Origin of the sequence: Methanoregula sp. PtaB.Bin085 (assembly GCF_002067035.1) — an archaeon.
GTDB lineage: Archaea > Halobacteriota > Methanomicrobia > Methanomicrobiales > Methanospirillaceae > Methanoregula.
In genome coordinates this window covers 22537-42413 of the sequence record NZ_MVQB01000016.1, presented here as the reverse complement: position 1 = coordinate 42413, position 19877 = coordinate 22537, and the positions used below count along the sequence as shown (strand labels likewise).

The 19877-nt window shown below is 56.5% G+C and carries 27 protein-coding genes; 14 read left to right on the top strand and 13 right to left on the bottom strand.

Features of this window, described 5'->3' with window-relative positions; genetic code table 11:
- Entirely contained in the window at window positions 1-1209 is a 1209-nt protein-coding gene (glp, locus tag A4E33_RS02875) for a gephyrin-like molybdotransferase Glp (RefSeq protein ID WP_292346175.1), read from the bottom strand.
- Window positions 1210-1503: 294 nt separating this feature from the next.
- Here glp and A4E33_RS02870 point away from each other — a divergent pair, with 294 nt between their 5' ends.
- Window positions 1504-2748 carry a DsrE family protein gene (locus tag A4E33_RS02870; RefSeq protein WP_292346174.1) on the top strand — a complete coding sequence of 415 codons (1245 nt, stop codon included), beginning with the start codon at window positions 1504-1506 and terminating at the stop codon, window positions 2746-2748.
- A gap of 40 nt (window positions 2749-2788) precedes the next feature.
- Here A4E33_RS02870 and A4E33_RS02865 read toward each other — a convergent pair whose 3' ends face one another.
- The 7 genes from A4E33_RS02865 to A4E33_RS02835 all read right to left on the bottom strand — a co-directional run bounded on the left by A4E33_RS02865 (window position 2789) and on the right by A4E33_RS02835 (window position 6987).
- Entirely contained in the window at window positions 2789-3262 is a 474-nt protein-coding gene (locus A4E33_RS02865; protein WP_292346173.1) for a response regulator, read from the bottom strand.
- An 89-nt stretch (window positions 3263-3351) separates the two neighbouring features.
- Complete coding sequence (locus A4E33_RS02860; RefSeq protein WP_292346172.1) at window positions 3352-3525, bottom strand: hypothetical protein; 174 nt, start codon at window positions 3523-3525, stop codon at window positions 3352-3354.
- A gap of 29 nt (window positions 3526-3554) precedes the next feature.
- Window positions 3555-3857, bottom strand: coding sequence for a hypothetical protein (locus A4E33_RS02855; protein ID WP_292346171.1), 303 nt, complete (start codon window positions 3855-3857; stop codon window positions 3555-3557).
- Between the two features lie 37 nt (window positions 3858-3894).
- Window positions 3895-4449 (bottom strand): chemotaxis protein CheW, encoded by a 555-nt coding sequence (locus A4E33_RS02850; protein ID WP_292346170.1) that lies wholly within the window; start codon window positions 4447-4449, stop codon window positions 3895-3897.
- A gap of 13 nt (window positions 4450-4462) precedes the next feature.
- Window positions 4463-6574, bottom strand: coding sequence for a methyl-accepting chemotaxis protein (locus tag A4E33_RS02845; RefSeq protein ID WP_292346169.1), 2112 nt, complete (start codon window positions 6572-6574; stop codon window positions 4463-4465).
- Window positions 6575-6618: 44 nt separating this feature from the next.
- Window positions 6619-6783, bottom strand: a complete 165-nt coding sequence (locus A4E33_RS02840; protein ID WP_292346168.1) for a hypothetical protein — start codon at window positions 6781-6783, stop codon at window positions 6619-6621.
- A 57-nt stretch (window positions 6784-6840) separates the two neighbouring features.
- On the bottom strand, window positions 6841-6987 hold the full coding sequence (locus tag A4E33_RS02835) for a hypothetical protein (protein WP_292346167.1): 147 nt from the start codon (window positions 6985-6987) through the stop codon (window positions 6841-6843).
- A gap of 208 nt (window positions 6988-7195) precedes the next feature.
- Between A4E33_RS02835 and A4E33_RS02830 the strand changes: the two genes are divergently transcribed.
- Entirely contained in the window at window positions 7196-8845 is a 1650-nt protein-coding gene (locus tag A4E33_RS02830) for a PAS domain S-box protein (protein ID WP_292346166.1), read from the top strand.
- A gap of 280 nt (window positions 8846-9125) precedes the next feature.
- Here A4E33_RS02830 and A4E33_RS02825 read toward each other — a convergent pair whose 3' ends face one another.
- From A4E33_RS02825 to A4E33_RS02805, 5 genes are all read right to left on the bottom strand, one after another.
- Window positions 9126-9425 (bottom strand): ubiquitin-like small modifier protein 1, encoded by a 300-nt coding sequence (locus A4E33_RS02825; RefSeq protein ID WP_292346165.1) that lies wholly within the window; start codon window positions 9423-9425, stop codon window positions 9126-9128.
- A gap of 105 nt (window positions 9426-9530) precedes the next feature.
- Complete coding sequence (locus A4E33_RS02820; RefSeq protein ID WP_292346164.1) at window positions 9531-11303, bottom strand: aldehyde ferredoxin oxidoreductase family protein; 1773 nt, start codon at window positions 11301-11303, stop codon at window positions 9531-9533.
- Between the two features lie 109 nt (window positions 11304-11412).
- A complete protein-coding gene (locus A4E33_RS02815; RefSeq protein ID WP_292346163.1) occupies window positions 11413-12144 on the bottom strand; it encodes an aromatic aminobenezylarsenical efflux permease ArsG family transporter in 732 nt (243 codons plus the stop codon).
- Window position 12145: 1 nt separating this feature from the next.
- Window positions 12146-12604, bottom strand: a complete 459-nt coding sequence (locus A4E33_RS02810; protein ID WP_292346162.1) for a nitrophenyl compound nitroreductase subunit ArsF family protein — start codon at window positions 12602-12604, stop codon at window positions 12146-12148.
- 31 nt (window positions 12605-12635) lie between these two features.
- Window positions 12636-13040 (bottom strand): metalloregulator ArsR/SmtB family transcription factor, encoded by a 405-nt coding sequence (locus tag A4E33_RS02805; RefSeq protein ID WP_292346161.1) that lies wholly within the window; start codon window positions 13038-13040, stop codon window positions 12636-12638.
- An 82-nt stretch (window positions 13041-13122) separates the two neighbouring features.
- Between A4E33_RS02805 and A4E33_RS02800 the strand changes: the two genes are divergently transcribed.
- The 12 genes from A4E33_RS02800 to arsB all read left to right on the top strand — a co-directional run bounded on the left by A4E33_RS02800 (window position 13123) and on the right by arsB (window position 19854).
- A complete protein-coding gene (locus A4E33_RS02800; protein WP_292346160.1) occupies window positions 13123-13509 on the top strand; it encodes a cupin domain-containing protein in 387 nt (128 codons plus the stop codon).
- A gap of 9 nt (window positions 13510-13518) precedes the next feature.
- Window positions 13519-14592, top strand: coding sequence for a permease (locus A4E33_RS02795; RefSeq protein ID WP_292346159.1), 1074 nt, complete (start codon window positions 13519-13521; stop codon window positions 14590-14592).
- 2 nt (window positions 14593-14594) lie between these two features.
- A complete protein-coding gene (locus A4E33_RS02790; protein ID WP_292346158.1) occupies window positions 14595-14861 on the top strand; it encodes a hypothetical protein in 267 nt (88 codons plus the stop codon).
- Between the two features lie 125 nt (window positions 14862-14986).
- Window positions 14987-15766 carry a pyrroline-5-carboxylate reductase gene (locus A4E33_RS02785; RefSeq protein WP_292346157.1) on the top strand — a complete coding sequence of 260 codons (780 nt, stop codon included), beginning with the start codon at window positions 14987-14989 and terminating at the stop codon, window positions 15764-15766.
- A 38-nt stretch (window positions 15767-15804) separates the two neighbouring features.
- Window positions 15805-16041: a thioredoxin family protein gene (locus A4E33_RS02780; protein WP_292346156.1), complete on the top strand. Its 237-nt coding sequence runs from the start codon at window positions 15805-15807 to the stop codon at window positions 16039-16041.
- Between the two features lie 4 nt (window positions 16042-16045).
- A complete protein-coding gene (locus tag A4E33_RS02775; RefSeq protein ID WP_292346155.1) occupies window positions 16046-16510 on the top strand; it encodes a putative zinc-binding protein in 465 nt (154 codons plus the stop codon).
- 38 nt (window positions 16511-16548) lie between these two features.
- Window positions 16549-16830: a ferredoxin-thioredoxin reductase catalytic domain-containing protein gene (locus A4E33_RS02770; RefSeq protein ID WP_292346154.1), complete on the top strand. Its 282-nt coding sequence runs from the start codon at window positions 16549-16551 to the stop codon at window positions 16828-16830.
- Window positions 16827-17177: a putative zinc-binding protein gene (locus A4E33_RS02765; RefSeq protein WP_292346153.1), complete on the top strand. Its 351-nt coding sequence runs from the start codon at window positions 16827-16829 to the stop codon at window positions 17175-17177. Before A4E33_RS02770 ends, A4E33_RS02765 begins: the two co-directional genes overlap by 4 nt.
- On the top strand, window positions 17174-17572 hold the full coding sequence (locus tag A4E33_RS02760; RefSeq protein ID WP_292346152.1) for a DUF2703 domain-containing protein: 399 nt from the start codon (window positions 17174-17176) through the stop codon (window positions 17570-17572). Before A4E33_RS02765 ends, A4E33_RS02760 begins: the two co-directional genes overlap by 4 nt.
- Window positions 17569-18258: a DUF166 family protein gene (locus tag A4E33_RS02755; RefSeq protein WP_292346151.1), complete on the top strand. Its 690-nt coding sequence runs from the start codon at window positions 17569-17571 to the stop codon at window positions 18256-18258. The genes A4E33_RS02760 and A4E33_RS02755 overlap by 4 nt, the downstream gene beginning before the upstream one ends.
- Window positions 18259-18310: 52 nt before the next feature.
- Window positions 18311-18748 (top strand): C-GCAxxG-C-C family protein, encoded by a 438-nt coding sequence (locus A4E33_RS02750; RefSeq protein WP_292346150.1) that lies wholly within the window; start codon window positions 18311-18313, stop codon window positions 18746-18748.
- A 26-nt stretch (window positions 18749-18774) separates the two neighbouring features.
- Window positions 18775-19854: an ACR3 family arsenite efflux transporter gene (gene arsB, locus A4E33_RS02745; RefSeq protein WP_363053716.1), complete on the top strand. Its 1080-nt coding sequence runs from the start codon at window positions 18775-18777 to the stop codon at window positions 19852-19854.
- Window positions 19855-19877: the final 23 nt, after the last annotated feature.

The following is a 19877-nucleotide window of genomic DNA, read 5'->3' as shown; positions in this document are numbered from 1 at the left end:
TTACCAGAGGATGACCTCGACCTCGCTTCCCTGCTCCAGCCCCTCCGTGCCGGCAGGGACGCAGATGAGCCCGTCGCTTTTTACGAGAGTATTCAAAAGCCCCGACTTGCCAAAGAGCGGGGTTGCGATCCTGTTCTCCACCCGGACCCGGATATATTCCTCCCGGCCCCGCTGCGAAGGGACGTTCTGTGACAGCGTCGCCTTCACGGTCCGGAGCCGGGTGTTGTTCAAGCCAAGCATGGCATCGAGAAAGGGACGGACGATCGCTATCAGGACCACAAATGCCGAGGCCGGGTGGCCGGGGAGACCGAAGACCGGTGTGGACCCGATCCGGCCGATGATCGTAGGCTTGCCGGGTGCAAGCGCTATGCCGTGGATGATCACTTCACCCCGTGCCGCGATAACACCGGCAGTCATGTCGCGGTCATCCTTGGAACTGCCTCCCGAGAGGATGACAACATCGCATTCGGGAAGCGCCCGGGCGATCACGGCTTCGAACGCCGCACGTTCGTCCCTCACGATCCCGTACAGCCGGGGAATGCACCCGTATTCCGCAAGCCATGCGGCAAGCATCGGGGCATTGGCATCCCGGACCTGCCCCGGCCCGGGCCGGGTACCGGCCGGCACCAGTTCGTTGCCGGTGGAGATGATTCCGATCACGGGTTTTTTCGCAACGGGCACCTCAGCGCAACCGCATGCCGCAAGCACCCCGGCATCCTGAGGTGTCAGACGCCGGCCGGGTACAAACACCGTCTCTCCCTTTGAGAAGTCCTCGTTATGCAGAAGCACGTTCTCGCCATGGGATGCGGGTTTTTTCACGAGGATCGTATCGCCGGCCTCTTCGGTGTATTCCACCATGACGGCCGCATCCGCACCCTGCGGGAGTACACCGCCGGTGGGTATGTAGGTGCATTCCCCCTCATGCAGGACAATGGCCGGGTCGGGGGCTCCCATGGCGATCCGTCCGAGACACCGGAGCAGGGCAGGCGATGAAGGTCCTGCACCGGCGGTATCCGCCGATCGGACCGCGTACCCGTCAACAACCGACCGGTCGAAACCGGGGATATCGGTATCTGCCGGAACTGACCTGGCGAGGATCCTCCCTGCCGACAGTTCAACCGGAACTGTTTCAACATTTCTGCCGGGGGCGATCCTTTTTGCTGCATTCACCGCCTCCGCTACCGGCACAACCTGCAGGAAACGGCTCATGGAACTGCCGAACCCCCTGCCGCCTGCGTTGCCACGATTCTCCCCATGGTTATTCGTACTCTGTTTACTTCCTGATCGTGTATACCTCTTATGGATCATGCAGCAGGACCCGGTGCATGACGATCCCGGGAAAATTCAGTAAAGGCTATTATCCTTCCCGGGTTATTACTCACTGCTCCAGAGATTCCTGCACCCATTTCTCCGTTGTGCGGGAACAGCACCCGGTGCCGATCTCCGACCATGACTGCTGCCCGGGACGCGAGCGTGAACCCTTTCAGAGGACACCGGGCCGCCATGACTGCAAACATCTTTCTGCTCACAACTCCCGTATCACCGGAGCGCCTCTCGTGGATTGAAGAATGCCTCAAGTTCTTTTTCGTTCAGCTCTATCCCGAGACCATGATGCACCAGCAGAAAGGAGAAAGCCCGGTCTTCACGTTTTTCTTAACCGGCGATGCTCTTTACAGTCTTGACGATCCGGAGACGCAGCAGGTCTGGGGAATCATCCTCTCTCTCTCCACGGTCAGACTCGTTTGTGACCGGCAGGAGCTGGATCTCCGCGGCATATCGGCCGGGCAGCTGAAAATGAAGTTCCCGGACCAGGTTATCACGACAAACAGCATCGGCACTGACGGCCAGCCTTCGTTCTGGAACGACGTTGTCAATGCGGCCCGTCTGACAAAAGCGCCCCTGCCGGGAACAGCCGGCTGGCTCCAGTGCGAGTCCCCGGTTATGCACCGGTCTGCCTTGTACGGCCTCCGGTTCCTCTCGTCCGCTCTTTTTGACCGGCTGGGCGTCGAACTCTATGCGTATCTTGACGGGGTCCACATTGGTCATACTGCCCAGGCGCCGACGGACGCTGAGAACATCGGGGCAGGTCTCGAAGAACTCCATGAACGGGCAGTACGATACAACCTCCCGTGCCATATCATTGCATGCAACCGGAATGCAACCGCACGGGGATACAGCACGTGGGACGACGGGCAGGGTGTTGTGATCTCGACCTGCGCGATAAAACCCGTGAAGATCCGGGACCTGAGTGTCATGATCGACCGGTTCCGGCAGAACCATGTTATCCTCGCACCAGCTGCCGGTTCCCTCCGGTTCAGGAAAGGAGGTTCGGCATCATTTGACCGGGCGGAGAAGAGTAGTACTGCTCCGCCCGTGACAATCCTGATTACGAGAAGCCCGTACAGCACCGAGACCGCTTTTGGCGCGGTCTCGTTTGCTGTTGCCTGTGCCCACGCGGGGATCCTGACCCGGGTCATCTTCATGGAGGATGGGATTTATGCACTCACCGGCATACATCACGCTCCCGCCGACCACCTGCCCTACAACATTCAGGACATCATCAATGCCGTTGCCGGGAGCGATAACCTCCATTTTTTTGCATTCACTCCTTCGTTCCAGAAACGCGGTATTGCCAAGGATAAGTCTCTCAAAGCCGTGCTTGAGCTCGGGTACCCGGGTCTCGGAAAGATCCTTTTCTATCCCCCCGGTAATGTGCAGGCGGATCACCAGAGGGTGCTGGTGTTTTAGTTCATCTGCCCGCGATAGAAATGACCGGTCGTATGGATAGTCAACGGGTTTCTTTACCGGAACGGCTGTCAGTCATGTCAAGGATGCACTGAAGAAGGTTTTCGAACTGCAGGGTGTCAGGATGCCCGTTCCAGGGGACCAGCCGGGCAGCGCCAAGCCGTGCGATTTCTTCCCGGGCCTGGTTCCCGGCATCCCGGATGAAATAGATGAACGGGATCCTGATCCCCCGCTGCCGCATCGCCTTTAAGAAACCGTTCTCGTTTCCCTGCCATGCAATGCAGTCGGTGACAACGACATCGAAAACGAGGTAGGACACAAGGCTGAGGGCGTCCTCTGCTGTCACGGCTATCTCGACAAAAATATTCCCTTCCCGTTCGAGATTCCGGCAGATCCGGTCGCGGAAGAGCGGATTCTCTGATACACAGAGCACGGAAAGAAGACCGGTGTACCCGTCCTCCGGTCCCGTTGAGGCAGGGGACAGCGGCTGTATCGGGGTTGTTCCAGTCTGTGTCACCGTCAGTATCTCCTGTAATCTCCCTTTTCTGTTTCCCGGTTATCTCCGGCAGCAGGTTCTCTTGGCATCGGGACAGGCTCCTGCCATGCCTAGTTCGCGACCATGATAGCGCCGTTTCCCGGTAAATCCATGATGCTGGTCGGCGTCCCGTTCCTGTATGCCGCGTTTTCTATGCGATTCCACGCCCGGTTCGACTCGATCGTCAGGCCTTTGTACCGCAGCCAGAGCCCCTCGACTGCATTATGGATATGCTCCCGGTCCATTGTTCCCTCCTGCTCTCGCATACTGCGGGTCATGGCTGGAACGCATCCCCCGCCCGGCTCAGCCTCATCGATGCCGAGACTGCCCCGCACAACGGACAGATGAAGGTGACTTCATCCGGTCCGGATCCACCGGACCGGTAGCCGGTGATATCGAAGACATCCTGTTCCATGACGTCCCTGCCGCACCCGGTGCAATGGAGGTGGATCAGGTTCCCCGCCTGTTTACCATACAGCGCCGTGAACCCGGGTCGCGGTTTGTCCACCGATGTTCCTGAATCCACCCGTCCGCACCCGCTGCAGGACGAGCACTGTTCAGATTCTGCTGATACCATTCCATTCAACTCCGCTGCCGGAACCCGTTCCTGGTTCTTATCCTTCACCGATGTCCTGCAGGAGATGCCGGATATCGATCCAGATGATCAGCTCGTGCCGCTCCTGCTCCTTCTCCTTGATCTTCTTCTTGATGATTCCGAGGATTGCGGCATCCCCGCTCCCACCGGACGCTGAGGTATTGTCGAGATCGCTCTTCTCGAACGTCGAGACAGCGAGGACATCGTCCACCATGATACCTGTCTTGGCCTTCGTGATCTTCTCGTCGAGGACTATGATCCTGCTGTTCTCGACCGGCTGGTCGGACTTTTCAGTGATGTTGAGCCGTTCCTTGAGGTCGATGATGGTCGTGATCTCGCCCCGGAGGTCGATGATCCCCTTCATGTAGGAGGGGGTGTTGGGGAGCTGGGTGATGGAGGTGTACTCCACCACTTCCCGCACATCGAACAGGTCCACTGCGTAGTGCTCTTTCCCCAGGAGGAACTCCACGACCTGGAGCGTGCCGGACTGGTGCCGGTCCTTCTTTGTCAGGACTGTATCCGGCACCCCCGCGGGGATAGCCTGGCTGTTGTTTTCCACTGCTGCTTTTGTCATGGAAGCAACCTCCCTATACCCGGAACCGCGAAACTTCCTTTGTTACTTTGTCGACAATGGAGTTGACGTTGGCCACGACCTTGGTGATCTGGTCGATGGCAGCGCTGGACTCCTCGCTTGCTGCAGCCGCATCGGTCGCCTCGCGCGTGGTGTTCTGCATGAGGCCGCCCACTTCGTTGACACTGGCCGTTACTTCCTCGACCGAGGCTGCCTGCTCCTCCGCTGCCGCCGCAACGTCGCTCACGTTCTGGCTGATCTTGTCGATCGCAGTGACGATGTTGTTGAAGCTTGCGAGGGTCTCCTGCAGGGCCGCACTGCCCTCCTTGACGCCGTTGTTCGAGGCGGTCACCGCATCGACCGCGCTCTGGGTCTGCCGCTGGAGGTTGTCGATCATCTCAGCGATCCGCTCGGCAGATGCCCGGGACTCAACAGCGAGCGACTTGACTTCCGTTGCCACGACCGCAAACCCGCGCCCTGCATCACCTGCACGGGCTGCCTCAATCGCCGCATTGAGGGCGAGGAGGTTTGTCTGGTTGGCAAGATCCGTGATCAGGTTGACGATCTCGGAGATCTTGTCCATCTGGCCCTTGATCTCGCCGATGATCTGGTTGACATCGTTCGAGGACTTGGTGATGCCCTGCATACCCTTCTCGGTCTTGCGGGCCAGCTCCATGCCGTCCCTGCTGTAGGTGGTCGTGTCCTGGACGATCTTCGCAACCGCCTCGGACTTGGTGGCAACGTCCTGGATGGTGCGGGAGAGGTCTTCCATGGCCTTCTGTACCTGTTCGACTCCCTGGGTTGCCTTCTCGGCATTCGTTGAGACTCCGCCTGCGTTCTTTGCCACCTGCGCTGACCCGGCCGATACTTCCTCGACACTGGCATTTGCCTCTTCGGCACTTGCTGCAAGATCGCCGACCTGTTGATTAATGATGGTGAGGGCTTTCGAAACCTGGATGCCGACATTGTTGAGGGCTTCCTTGAACCTGATGAAATCGCCCTGGACGTTCAGCCGCTCGTCCACACGTGCGGTGAAATTGCCCTGCGCATATTCTCCGGAAACCCGCATGGCCTCATTGACCGGCGCAACGACCCCGTCAAGGGTCTGGTTGATGCCGGTGATGACATCCCGGTACCCGCCTTTGAACTTGTCAGCTTGACCGCGGGTCGAGAGCTGGCCGGCAACCGCTGCCTTCGAGAGCATGTTGGCTTCCGCAACAAGGGCGCGGAGCGAGCTGACCGTGGTCATGAGCGCCGGTGTTATCTCATCCTGTGCATCCTTTGCCTTCATCTCCGATGATAGGTCTCCTTCGGCGATGAGCTTCATGGTCCCGATGACATTGTTCTGGAGATCATCCGAGAACTGGTCCATCGTTGCTGCCATGTCGCCGACCTCGTCCTTCCGGGAGAGTTTCAACCGGTTACCGAGGTGTCCTTTGCTCAGTTCCTTGAGGTTTGTGGCAACCTGTTCGATCGGGGCCGTTATGCTCTTCGACATGTAGATTGCCACCCCGAGGCCTATCAGGATTCCGGCAATCGAGAGGATCGCCATATAGAGCGCTGCTGCTGCTGCCGCATTGGTCGATGCCTTGTTCAGGTCTGCTGCCCCCTCCTTGTTGATCCGGATGATATCACCGTACGCCGCAACGGTATTGGTACGGGCGGTGATCAGCGGGGATCCCGCTGCAAGCGCGGCTTCGATGCTCTTTTCGTCATTTGCGTCAGCGGCCCTGATCGTCTTGTCGTATTCCGCGACGAAGACGTTATAATTCGTGTTGAATTTGTCAAGGGCCGCCCGGTCTTCCGAAGTCAGGTCGAGTTTACTGTAATCATCGATATTTTTCTTAATATCGGTCTTCAGATCAGCAATTGTAGTTGAAGCTGCTGTCCGCCCGGAAGGTACGTAAATGTACCGGTACAGCTCCGCGCGTATCTGCTGGAAATCAGCGCTGACCTGTCCCATGGATTCCATGGCAGCCATGTGCGTCTCATACATGTCCTTCGAACGCGCTGCTGCATCCTGTGCGCTCGAATACCCGTACAATGCGATGACGGCCATGATAACGAGTACGATTAAAAAGCCGCCAATCAGTTTCTTCCCGATTTTCATGTCATCGATAAAACTCATTCTTTACCACTCCTTTTTTCCACACCAGTTTTTCTGCCGTTGCTTTAGTACCCTGCAGCGGCCTCTGTTACACGGTAATTATTCACCGGTACCTGCATCCTACCGCACTCGGGGCATAAGCAGGTTGTCTCAACGGCTCCCATCACGAACCGCCGGCATTCGCAGTGATATACGATCTCTTTTACCTCAGTTGCTGACATCGCTCTCATCCCTTCTCCTCGTTTTCCTATCTCTGGTTGTTTCCTGCACCGGAAGATTCCGGTTTTTCAGACCCCTGCACCGGCAACAGAAAAGTCGCCGGGCGCATGCATCCTCCCACACTCGGGGCATAAGCAGGTTGTCTCAACGGCCCCCATCACGAACCGCCGGCATTCGCAGTGATATACGATCTCTTTTACCTCAGTTGCTGACATCGCTCTCATCCCTTCTCTTCTCATTATCAGATTTCCACGGATACTGACCGGGACCACACTGCCCCCGGTTCGTTGCAACGATAACCTCTTATCTTCAAAACTATTTAAACTTATTGTGTTCTGATAATTGTCACTAATTATCACTGTTCATCATTACCGCTGGTTTATATAGGTGATAATCAGATATATTCTGAGGGGGTGTGAAACGATGGCAAGGGAACAGGAAGAAGAGAGTATCCGCGAACTCCTCAGGAATAATCCCAAAGGGCTGACGATTGAGGAAGTCTCAAGGAAGCTCTCCCTCAACCGGACAACCGCGGCCAAGTACCTCAATGCATTTGTCCTGACAGGCCATGCGGACATGCGGATGCTCGGCTCGGCAAAGCTGTTCTACCTGACCGAGCGGGTCCCGCTCACCAATATCCTGAGCCTTTCATCGGATCCCATCCTGATCCTGGACAAGGACCTGTTTGTCCAGGAAGTCAACGCAGCGCTGCTTGAATATTTCAGGCTGGAGAAGGAGAATCTTAAGGACAAGCAGATTTCACAGTCGCCCCTCATACAGCACTTCTCTTCCGGGGAGATGGCCTCCATCAAGCGGGCACTGGACGGGGAAGGGAGCGTTCATGAAGTTCAGTTCGATCTTATGGACGACGGCCGTTTCTTCCGGATGAAGTGCATCCCGCTGACCTTCGAGAGCGGAGCGCGGGGAGTCAGCATTATTCTCGAGGACATCACGGAGATGAAGACCTACCAGCACGAGCTGGAAATGCGGGTCGAGCAGCGGACCGCCGAGCTGGTGAGATCAAAGGACTTTGCCGAGAGCCTGATTCGTACGGCAAATGCAATGATCATCGGACTCGATACCGCCGGCAGGGTGACCATCTTCAACAGGGCTGCAGAAGAGGTCACCGGCTATACTGCCGAGGAGATGCTGGGAAAAAACTGGTTCGATCGCGTTGTGCCAAAAGACCGGTTCCCGGACGTCCTGAATGTATTCACCAGTATCGCGGGCGGTGGCGTCCAGGAGACGTTCGAGAACCCGATCGTGACAAAAGACGGCAGTATCCGGTATATCTCCTGGAAGAACAACACCATTGCAGAGAACGGGAAGATTGTGGCAACCATCTCGTTTGGGATTGACATCACGGACCGGAAGAATGCCGAAGAGATCATCAAGAAAGCCAACAAGCAGGTTGCCCTGCTGACCAGCATCACCCGGCACGATATCATCAACCAGATCAACTCGCTGCAGGGATATATCGCAATCCTCCGGAAGCGGAGCACCGATGCCCAGAACGATGAGGTGCTCGCGAAGATCAAAGAGATCACCGACATGATCCTCCGGCAGATCATCTTCACCCGCGATTTCCAGAATGTCGGCGCCGAACCTCCCCGCTGGATCAGGGTCGGCGATGCGATCAGATCCTTCCTGCGGACTCTCGATCTTGAGGGTATTGAGATGGCGGTGGATATGGGAGACCTCGAACTCTATGCGGATCCGCTCATAGAGAAGGTGTTCTTCAACCTTATCGACAATTCAAAGCGCCATGGCGATCATGTCACCCGTATCCGTATCTCGTACGAGATATCGGATGATTCCCTCAGCCTTGTATACGAGGACAACGGTATCGGGATACCGGAAGAGGAGAAAGAGAAGATCTTCGAGCGGGGTTTCGGGAAGAACACTGGCTACGGCCTGTTCCTCATCCGCGAGATCCTCGCCATAACCGGGTTCACGATTCTCGAGAACGGCACCTACGGCAGCGGCGCCCGTTTTGTCATACGCATCCCGGAAACATCGTACCGCCTGCCGGAGCAGCAGCGAATACCGGATGATAAAGGAATCCGCCGTTAATATTTTCAGAGAAGCGTACACTCTTCTGGTTTTCACTTGCCCTTTTTGCCGTCATTCCGGGTGATGAGGGGTTTGTCTGTTTTCAGGATTCTTTGGTCAGAACGCGCCGGATCCACCTTTCCACAGAAGGGCGAATGAGTTAGTAGCCTCGTGCGCAGGAGAAGCATCCGGGAAAGGGTGACCGCTGAACTGCCGGTCAGGAGATGAGACCTACAAGCCCGAAACCATACCCGGATATTCGTTCTTCAGTCAGGATCCGGCAGATACCTGAAGGCGCTTTTTATCCACCTGCAGCCGGCGGGAAGAGGGCAATCGTATCTCCGTCCGCGAGAGGGGTAGAGAGCCCTGCAAGGAACTCCATGTTCCTCCCGTTCACCAGGATATTGACATAATCGCGGAGGGTTTCCGGGTCGGAGAACAGGAGGGCCCCGAGCCCGTTATACTTCTGCACGAGGTCCCGAAGGAGCGTCCCTACCGTTACTCCGGACGGATATTCACACCTTAGTTCCCGGTCCATCACCTCGCGGAGCGTTGCAAATGCTCTCACCGTGACGGTGACGTGATCTTTTGCACCGGTCATTATCCTTTCTCTCGGTTCCTTTCTTTTTGATTTTTTGGATCGGGACTGGGGGGTCCGGCGCACACTGAGTATGTGCCGGCCGCATCACTCATGTCCCGGTACCGGTTATAATCCCAGCTCCTTCAGTTTCGCGGGTGACGGGACGCCGTCCCGGTCCCACCCGCGGAGGGTATAATACTCATCGAGCATCTCGCCGATACGGCTCACCTGCCCCGATGGTGCCCCCTCCTTCAGCGGCTCGTTCAGTAGCCGGGCCGGGAGCGTGTCGTCCTTCCGGCCGAACCCGCGTTTTATGTTGTAGAGTTTCTGGAGGTTCCAGATCCGTTCGCCGATCTTGAGCAGCTCAGCTGCATCTACCTTCATTCCGGTTGTCGCAGCGACAAGATCTGCGTAATCGTCCGCGCCCAGCGCGAATGAGGAGAAGAGGCACATCCCCGAGGCATCGATGCCCGCAGTCAGGTCCTGGAAGGTCTTTACCCACTGCGGTTTTCCCGCGGTGACGTACGGGTCTAGCTTCTGCGGCGACCCGAGGATCTCGGGTGCGATCATGTACCCGTACACATGGTCGCCTCCCCGGACCGAGGTTGCCGTTGCAAGACCATACCCCTGGATACCACGGGGATCGTAAGCCGGCAGTTCCTGCTTCTTTGAGCTCATCGACAGTTCCGGATGGCCGTACTTTGTGGCGAACCGGAAGGAGCCCTCAGCCAGCTCGTCCCCGATACCCTCGCGCTTCGCGATCTGCTCAACGAGCGCAAGCATTCCCTTCGCATCACCAAAACGGACGGCGTGCTTCACGTACCCTTTCTCCGCCATCTCCATAAGGCAGGCTATGGTGGTCGGCGCCGAGATCGCGTCGAGCCCGTACTCGTTGCAGATGTTGTTTGCCCGGGCAACGGCTTTCAGGTCGTCGATCCCGCAGTCCGGCCCGAACGCCCAGTCGGGTTCGTACTCCGGGCCCTCCCCCAGTTCGCCGTCGACGTTGCAGACCCGCCCGCACTTCACGATGCAGGAGTAACAGCCCTTGTTCTGTTTCAGGATAGTAGCCGCCATGGTCTCGCCGGAGACTTTCTCCGCTGCCGCGAAGCGTGCGCTCTGGAAGTTCCGGGTCGGCATCACGTAGTTCTCGTTGATGATGTTGATGAGCACGGCCGTGCCGTACTTCTGCAGCGCCTGCTCGATCCCGTTCTCCTCGAGTTTCTTCTTCACGCGCTCGTTGACCGCCTTCAGCTTCGCCTCGTCCGCCGGTTTGATCATCTGGTCGCCCCGCGCAGCGATCGCTTTTAAGTTCTTCGAGCCCATGACAGCGCCGACACCCCCGCGTCCCGCCGCCCGCGTCTTCTCGTTGATGATACAGGCAAAACGCACGAGCTTCTCCCCGGCCGGCCCGATGCAGGCGACCCGGACGCCCTTGTCGTTCAGCTCGTTCTGGATCGCATCGGTCGTCTGCCCCGTGGTCTTCCCCCAGAGCCCGGAGGCATCGCGGATCTCCGCCTTCCCGTTGTCCAGGAACAGCCATGCCGGTTTCTTCGCCTTCCCGCTCACGACAATCGCGTCGAAGCCTGCCTTCTTCATCTTCCAGCCGAAGACACCGCCGCTGTTCGCGCTGATCGCGGCCCCTGTGAGCGGCGAGAGGGTCGAGACCTCGTACCGGCTGCCGAGCGGGGTGCCGGTGCCGGTCAGCGGCCCGGCAGCTAAAACCAGGACATTCTTTGCATCCAGCGGATCGGTCTTTGGATCCACCATATCGGTCAGCAGCCGGATACCGAATCCCCTGCCCCCGAGATACAGCTTCTTCAGTTCCGGTGGCGTCGGCTTGATCAGGACCTTTCCTGCCGAAAGGTCGGCGTATACTATCTTTCCAGCGTATCCGTCCATGATGATCACTAACAGGTTACTTTATTATTTCCGTTCATAAATGTTATTATAAAAAACATGTTATGAAAAATATTAACCACGGGGGGTTGTTAAGGGAAACTACTGGCGCCTAATGCCCGCCGCAGTATATAATAACCATCTGATACAAACCGGCCACTATAAAAGTCCCTGCTGCCGCCAGCCGCAGCCAGACTTCAGAAGTCCCGATCTTATCAAGCGTACCCTTGAATTTCCCGATCCCCTGCGCAAGGAGAAACGAGATCACCATGACCGGCAGCCCCGTGGCAAGGGCAAAGACGGCAGGGATGATCACCGGATCGCCCGCCGTAAGGGCGAGCGGGATGAGCATGGCAAAGAGGAGGACCGCGGAAAACGGGCAGAAGGAGAGCGCGAAGACTACGCCGAGCAGGAACGCGCCCAGGTAACCCTTTTCTGCAAGTCGTGCTGAAATGCCGGATGTGACCCCGGAGAACCAGTCTCCCCCGGGCACCCGGTCAAACGGAATGATATCGAGCAGGTAAATCCCGCACAGCACGAGGAACGGCCCGAGCAGGAGGTCGCCGTAGTGCTGGAGCCCGAGTGCGATGATCTGAATATTCATCCCGAGCAACACGATCGCTGATGCAACTCCGATATATGCTGCCATCCTGCCGAGGGTGTACACGAACCCGGCAAGCAGCGTGTGCCGGCTGTTATCGATCTTCTTCGACATGAAGGCGATAGCGGTGATGTTGGTGGCGAGCGGGCAGGGGCTGATCGCGGTCATCAGACCGATGAAGAACGCAGCGATGACCGGGACCGGACTCTCTCCCATGGTCCCGAGGAACTGCAGCAGGTCCATGTCAGGAAAGATCCCCGTTGAGGCGCTTTGAGATGACAGCGGTCAGATACGCGGAATACTGGTCCTCGTCATTGATCAGGGACCAGACGCGGAGATCCTGTTCCTTGGAAAATCTGTTCCCGCCATACACACCTATCCAGAGCGACGATCCGGACACACCGTATTTCTCTTTCAGCAGAGTATTATTGGGAAGATCATAATTTACATGGGCAAAGACGATCCGGCCCGATCCGAGTTCGTTTCTGAAATTCTCCTGGAGCGTCTTTTCCGCAAGATCTCCTACCGCGATGCATGACGCGCACTGCTTGTTGCCGTGGAAATGATAGACCTCAATTTTCTGGACCGAACTGTTCGTGCTCTCAGCCAGCGATTGGTTTGCAGGCGATGTATCCGTACGCGGGGTAACGCCAGTGCAGCCGGTGGCCGCTGACAGCAGGATAAGAAAGGCCAATACAAGCATAAACAATCGGTTCATTCCAGCCCCGTCAGTCTTATTTCCCTGCATGTTCCGTACACTGCAGGAGCCGGCGCCCGCGTTCGGTAATCGAATAGACGATCCAGTTGCCGTCATTCTCCCCTTCGGCAAGGCCGCTCTCCTTCAGGATGTTCAGGTGATAGGAGAGCTTGGAGCCGGAGAGGCGCATGAAGCGGTTGATGACGCAGACGCAGAGCGGCTGGTCCCGGATCGTATAGAGGATGCGCAGGCGGATGGGATCGGACAGGGCCTGGTAAATCCTGCTCCGCTCTTCGAGTTTCTTCTGCGACGGCAGGCGTTTCTCCAGTGCGGGAAGCCCGCCTCTGGCGTCGAGGTCCCGCTGGATCGGTTCCGGTATCTCCGTTATCGGGTCTCCTTCACGGGCCGGGGTCCCGCAGCAGGATGCGGTCGTGCGTTTCATTTCAAATTAATCTGAAATGAAAAGATATATAACCTTGCCCTATGCACATTGATTCAACAAAATTTGAAATAAAGTGACAAACATGAAACCCCAGCAATCATCCGGCAGAAATGTCACAGCAGTCCTGCCCGGGCAGACAGTCCTCATTGAATCGCTGCCATGGAATCCCCACCCGAAGTATGCCGGTGTCTTTCTCCGGCATATGGTAACCGGAAATGATACCGGAGGACGCATGAGCCTCCACCATGTCCGGATCGATCCCGGCTGCGCCATCGGCGACCACGCCCACAACGGCCAGGTGGAGACCCACGATGTACTGGAGGGATCAGGAACATGCACGCTCGAAGGAAAGAAGATCGCGTATGTGCCGGGCGTGCTGGGGGTTATGCCCGCGGACAAGGTCCACCGCGTGGATGCGGGGGAGGGCGGCCTGCTGCTACTCACCACTTTCTCCCCGCCGCTGGTGTGAGGAAAACCTATGACCGACCCTGTTACCGGAGCCTTACTGCTTGGCTGGACGACCCTGCTTGAATACCTTTCGCAGCATGTCGTAACCTGCCTTATCCCTGCATTCTTCATTGCCGGGGCCATTGCATCGTTCATCAAGAAAGATGCAATTCTGAAATATTTCAGCCCGGAAACGAAGAAGACCACCTCGTACGGGATCGCATCCATATCGGGAACTGTCCTTGCGGTGTGCAGCTGCACAATTCTCCCGATGTTTGCCGGCATCCTGAAGAAGGGCAGCGGCCTTGGCCCGGCCATCACGTTCCTGTATGCAGGACCCGCGATCAACATCCTAGCCATAGTTTACACAGCGCAGGTGCTCGGTCTCGATCTCGGGATTGCACGAGCGGTTGCAGCGGTCGTGCTTTCCATCGTCATCGGCCTCATCATGATGAGCCTCTTCCCGCAGCAGGACGAGGAAACGAAGAAGACGCATGCCGCTGCCCGCCGGGCAGTGTTGGCAAAGGAGGACACACGGCCGAAATGGGTCATCACCGCGTTCTTCATCTTCCTGATCGCAATCCTGCTTGTCGGCACATCAAAACTCGATGTCTTTTACCGGCTCCTCATTGTGTACTTCCTCTCGATGGCGGTCGCATTCCTGCTGATCTACTACTTTACGCGGGAGGAGACCACCGACTGGGGCCTTGAGATCTGGGACCTGACAAAGAAGATTTTCCCGATCCTTGTCATCGGTACATTTGCCCTTGGGGTGCTCGCATTCTTCCTGCCCCCGGAGACGTTCAAACCGTTCTTCGGTGATAACTCATTGCAGGCGAATTTCCTTGCAGCAATTGTCGGTGCGATCCTGTACATGCCAACCCTTCTCGAAGTACCGGTCATCGGTACGACCCTGGGCTACCTATCGGGATCCATGGCGAAAGGTCCTGCACTCGCCCTGCTCCTCACGGGGCCAAGCATCAGCCTGCCGAGCCTGCTGGTCATCTACCGGATTATCGGAATGAAGAAGACACTGGCGTATGCAGGCCTTGTGATCGTGTTCTCGACGATCGCAGGATTCACCTTCGGGAATCTGGGGGTGTAAGTATGTCAGATGTCAAACCCTGCTGTGCGGCAGAAGCGCTCCGGCGTATCCGGCAGATCCCCATCAATGGTATCATGACCGGTATCACGATGCTTGACGAGTGCATCGCGGACGTGAAGAAACAGAATCTGGGGAATGAATCAGCAGTCAGCGAGGCGCTCATGAAGAAGATCCGGGTTTACAACTATGTGCCCCCGGGAGTAGCGGAAGCGTATACCCGGGCGATTATGGAAGAGTACAACAAGAGCGGGCGGGAGCGCGGACCATGATGAGAACACTTGTATGACGGTATAGCAGGAACAGGGCCCGGAAAGGAAAACAGTGCCGGATCCTGAACGAATTGTGAACTGACCTCCCGCGGTTTGCGGGGCACTCAGACAATGGAATGAAGATCATGACAGAAAAATCCCTCGGGTTTATCGGTGGGGGCCGGGTCACGATGATCCTCCTTGCCGCACTGGAGAAACACAGTCAGCTGCCGTCCCAGGTTGTCGTCAGCGACATGAATGCAGAGACACTCAAAGGATTGCAACAGCGCTTCCCGTCCATCCGGACTGTAACCGGAGGGAACATCGAAGCAGCAGGGCAGGACATCGTCTTCCTTGCCCTCCATCCCCCGGCGGCAGGAGAGGTCCTTGGATCGATCAAAGGGGCAGTGAAAAAAGATGCTACCATCGTTTCACTTATGCCAAAAGTGACAGTTGCACAAATTTCCGGCATGCTCGGAGGATTTTTGCGGATTATCCGGATGATCCCCAATGCTCCGGCCATTGTCGGTCAAGGTTATAACCCGGTTGTGTTCCCTGCACTCATGCAGGCGCAGGAGAAGATTCAGGTTGCCCGGCTCTTTGCCGCATTCGGTACCTGCCCGGAGGTTGCAGAGAATACGCTGGAAGCCTATGCCGTCATCACCGCGATGGGACCGACCTACCTGTGGTTCCAGTTGTATGAACTTGAAGCACAGGCTCGGGCATTCGGTATGGCGGATAAGGAAGCCCGCGAGGCGGTCCGGCAGATGGCCGAAGGGGTCCTTGCGACCATGAACGAATCAGGCCTTCCACCGGAGAAGGTGATGGACCTTGTTCCGGTCAAGCCGCTTGGTGCTGATGAGGCAGCGATCCTCGCATCGTACCGGGAGAAACTGCCGGGCTTGTATGCGAAACTGAAGACCTGAACCAAAGTTGAATATCCTGATGAAAGGAATTGAAAGTCATGACAAAGATTGAAGTTCTCGGAACCGGCTGCGTGAAATGCAAGCGGTTGTTTGACAACGTGGAGGCTGCGGTAAAAGAACTCGGCATTACCGCAGATGTCGTGAAAGTCGAAGACCTGGATGCGATCGTTGAGGCAGGGATCATGCTCACCCCCGCGCTCATCATCAACGGAGAAGTTGTTGCAGAAGGCCGGGTAGCCGACGTAAATGAGATCAAAGACTTGCTAAAGGAGTGAAAATATGGCAGAAGCACCATCATGTTCATGCGGGCAGAACGAGAAGAAACGGATCATATTCCCCTGCGCCGGGCAGGCAAACACCGGGCAGCTGACCAACCTTGCAGCTATCCAGCTGACTGAAGAAGGGTATGGGAGCATTGCCTGCGCGTCCCTGCTTGCGATTGGTACCGAGAGCCTGATCGCGAATGCGCTGAACGCCGACGAAGTTGTCGTCCTTGACGGCTGCCCGATGCTCTGCGCAAAGAAGATTGCCGGTGCACAGGGCGTTCCAGTGGGACAGCACCTGGTCATGACCGAACTCGGGATCACCAAAGGTCCCTCAAAGAACTACACGCAGGACGATATCGAGAAGATCGTCTCTGCATGCTGGAAGGGCGAAGGCCGGACGAAAACGACAACCGCCCCGAACAAGAAGAACGGCGGAAAAGACAGCGGTTGTGGCTGCGGGTGTGGCGGGATCTGCTAACCAGAACGGGGCGAAATACCACGACTGAAGACGACGAGATGCTTGCGTGGGCGGAAGGGTACGCAAAAAAGAACGGCTGGGTGCTGAACCCGGATAAAAAAATACTCGATACGGTCATCCGGGGACTGGTCCGCAACCGGAAGAAGTTCGGGGAGCAGTACTGCCCGTGCCGGCTTCGGTCCGGGGACAAGGAGAAGGATACGTCGATCATCTGCCCCTGCATCTACCATAAGGACGAGATCGCAAAGGACGGGCACTGCCACTGCCAGATCTATTACCGGAAGGATATGAAACGATCCCAGGAGGAAAACAACAGATGACCTACGTCCTTGTTACCTGCTCTGGTATCTCGAACACCGGCAAACTCACAACACAGGCCGGGGTGCTCCTGATGCAGAGAAAGCCGGGTATGTTCCTCTGCATGAACTGTAAGCAGTCGGCAGAATCCCTGCGGATTGATACAGAAGGAGCAGAGCGTGTTATCGTGCTCGACGGGTGCACGGATTGTTGCGCGACAAAGAAACTCTCTGCAGCTGGCTTGTCTGCGGATGTTCACATCATCGCCACCGAACTTGGTATAGAGAAGAATGGCATGGCAGATGTGAAGTATGATGAGATCGAGACGGTAATCCAGGCAGTCATGAACCATGGGAGTATTATTTCATGAACATGCCACGGCACAAGCGTCTCGAGATCGAAGGGACACACTTCTCTGTCGATGACGCAACCTGCGAGCGGTGCGGGAAGACTGGTGACTCCCGCAAATCCGTTGTTGATGAACTCCGGCGCCAGTTTACTCCCGCGGTTGTGAAGATCAACCTGACCGAAACGCTTCTCGACAAGACCCGGATTGCAGAATCGAATGAGATCCTCATGAACGGGACAAAGATCGAGGACCTGCTGGCTGCCGGCATTATATGGACCGACTGCCCTTCCTGTGGTACGTTTGCGGGTGAGAGTACCTGCTGCCGGGCGGTTGAGATCGGGAACGAGCGGTATGAAGACATCCCGCCGGTGGTGATCAGGAATGCTGCGTATCGGGCACTCGGGGTGAATCCATGAAGATTGGCATCATCAGCGATGGTAAATTCGGCGACCGGGCGTTTGAGATCATCCAAGAAAAATTCCCAACCGAATGGATCATGGTCCCGTTCCCCTCCGGAGTGATGGTGGACGATATCGACCTCCCCCTGCCGGATTGTGACCTCTACATCTCCTATGTCCGCCATCCGGACGTAGCGCTCGCGATCATTGAAAAGCAGAAGCCGGTGATCCTCGGTGTCAGTTTCGGGCCCGGGTTCCTCCGGCAGGCGAAGGAGATCAATGAGAACATTGTTGCACCGCCAACCATGTGCTCGCTTGAAGACAATACATGGGTACCGGAGATCAATGAATTCGCAAGGACGTTCGGAAAACCTTCATTTGATGTCCGGATCCGAAACGACGGCACCATCGAGAGCATCCGGATCCTTCGGGGATCCCCGTGTGGTTCGACAGTCGAAGCCAGTAAGGAACTGCCCGGCACAACCCTGAGCCCGGATCAGCTTCAGCACTACGGTCTGCGGATCTGCCATTTCTGCCGGGCGCCCAGACTCGGGAAGACCTGCGACAAAGAGGTGTCCGGCCTCCTGCATATCCGGGAACTTGTCCATGCAATCAACACGGTTGCTCCTGGCGTTGGTGAGAGGGTACAGACCTTCATGGATGAAATGGAGAAAATCATCGACCAGAAGATGGCCCGGACATAAGCAGGTGGAGGAATTATTGCTTCTCAATGGAAGGTTATAAGGGGAACAGTGTATGGAAAAACCGGAAACATCTCTTGACAGTTTCAGTAAGGGAATCACCTGCTCGGCAGCAGTCTTCTCGGCGTTCAGCAGTGATATGGGACTTGACGAGAAAACCGCCCGGAAGATAGCCTGCGGGTTTGGCGCCGGAATTTCCCGGACCGGGAATATCTGCGGCGCGGTATCCGGTGCAATCATGGTGATAGGCCTGAAATACGGCAAGGAAGTACCGGGCGATGACGGGGGTGCGACCGAAAAGACCCGGGCGCTGACCCGGCAGTTTGTCCAGGAATTTGAACAGAAGCACGGTTCGGTGAACTGCACAAAAATCCTCGGGTACAACCTGAGCGTTCCTGCTGAATACGATGAAGCCGCAAAGGCAAACCTGTTCAGAACCAAATGCCCTTCCTGCGTCCGTGATGCAACGGAAATACTTGAGAGGATTCTCTGAATTAATGCCTGAAAGGTGAACTGATGATGGAACCCCACGTAAAACAACTCTCATTCCTGGACCGCTATCTGACGCTCTGGATTTTTCTTGCCATGGCAGCGGGTATCGGCATCGGCTACTATGCGCCGTCAGTACCGACAACGATCACCGGTCTCTCGGTCGGGACCACCTCAATTCCCATTGCCATCGGGCTCATCCTCATGATGTACCCGCCGCTTGCAAAAGTGCGGTACGAGGAACTTAAAAACGTCTTCCGCGATACGAAGGTGCTCGGCCTTTCGATCGTCCAGAACTGGATCATAGGCCCGGTCCTGATGTTCATGCTTGCGGTGGTCTTCCTCCGGGACCAGCCTATGTTCATGTACGGCCTGATCCTCGTCGGAATTGCGCGGTGCATCGCAATGGTCATTGTCTGGAACGATCTCGCTGAAGGCGACTGTGAGTACTGCGCTGCCATCGTGGGCCTGAACTCGCTCTTCCAGGTCTTCTTCTACTCTGTTTATGCATGGTTCTTTATCACCTACCTGCCTCCCCTGCTGGGTCTTGGTGAAGGTACTGCTGTAAGTATCACCATCCTCCAGATAGCGGAGAGCGTCTTCATCTATCTCGGTATCCCGTTCCTTGCCGGTATGATAACCAGGTACGCCTTACTCCGCATGAAGTCGAAGGCATGGTACGAGCAGGTCTTCATCCCGAAGATCTCGCCCATCACCCTGATTGCCCTGCTCTTCACTATCATCGTGATGTTCTCGCTTAAGGGAGAGTATATCGTTAATGTGCCGTTTGACGTCGTCAGGGTCGCTATCCCGTTGCTCTGCTACTTCGTCATCATGTTCTTTGCAAGTTTCTGGTTGTCGTGGAAGCTGGGGGTCGATTACCAGAAATCGGCATCGCTCTCGTTCACCGCCGCGTCCAATAACTTCGAGCTGGCGATTGCGGTTGCAATCGCAGTCTTCGGGATTGCATCACCGGCAGCATTTGCGACTGTTATTGGTCCTCTTGTCGAAGTGCCTGTCCTTATCGGGCTCGTGAACGTGTCGCTCTGGCTCCGGGAGAAATGGTATGGCGGGAAGAATGACGGCGCGTGCAGCCCGTCGCTGCGGTGATAAGGAAATGGACTATTTGACAT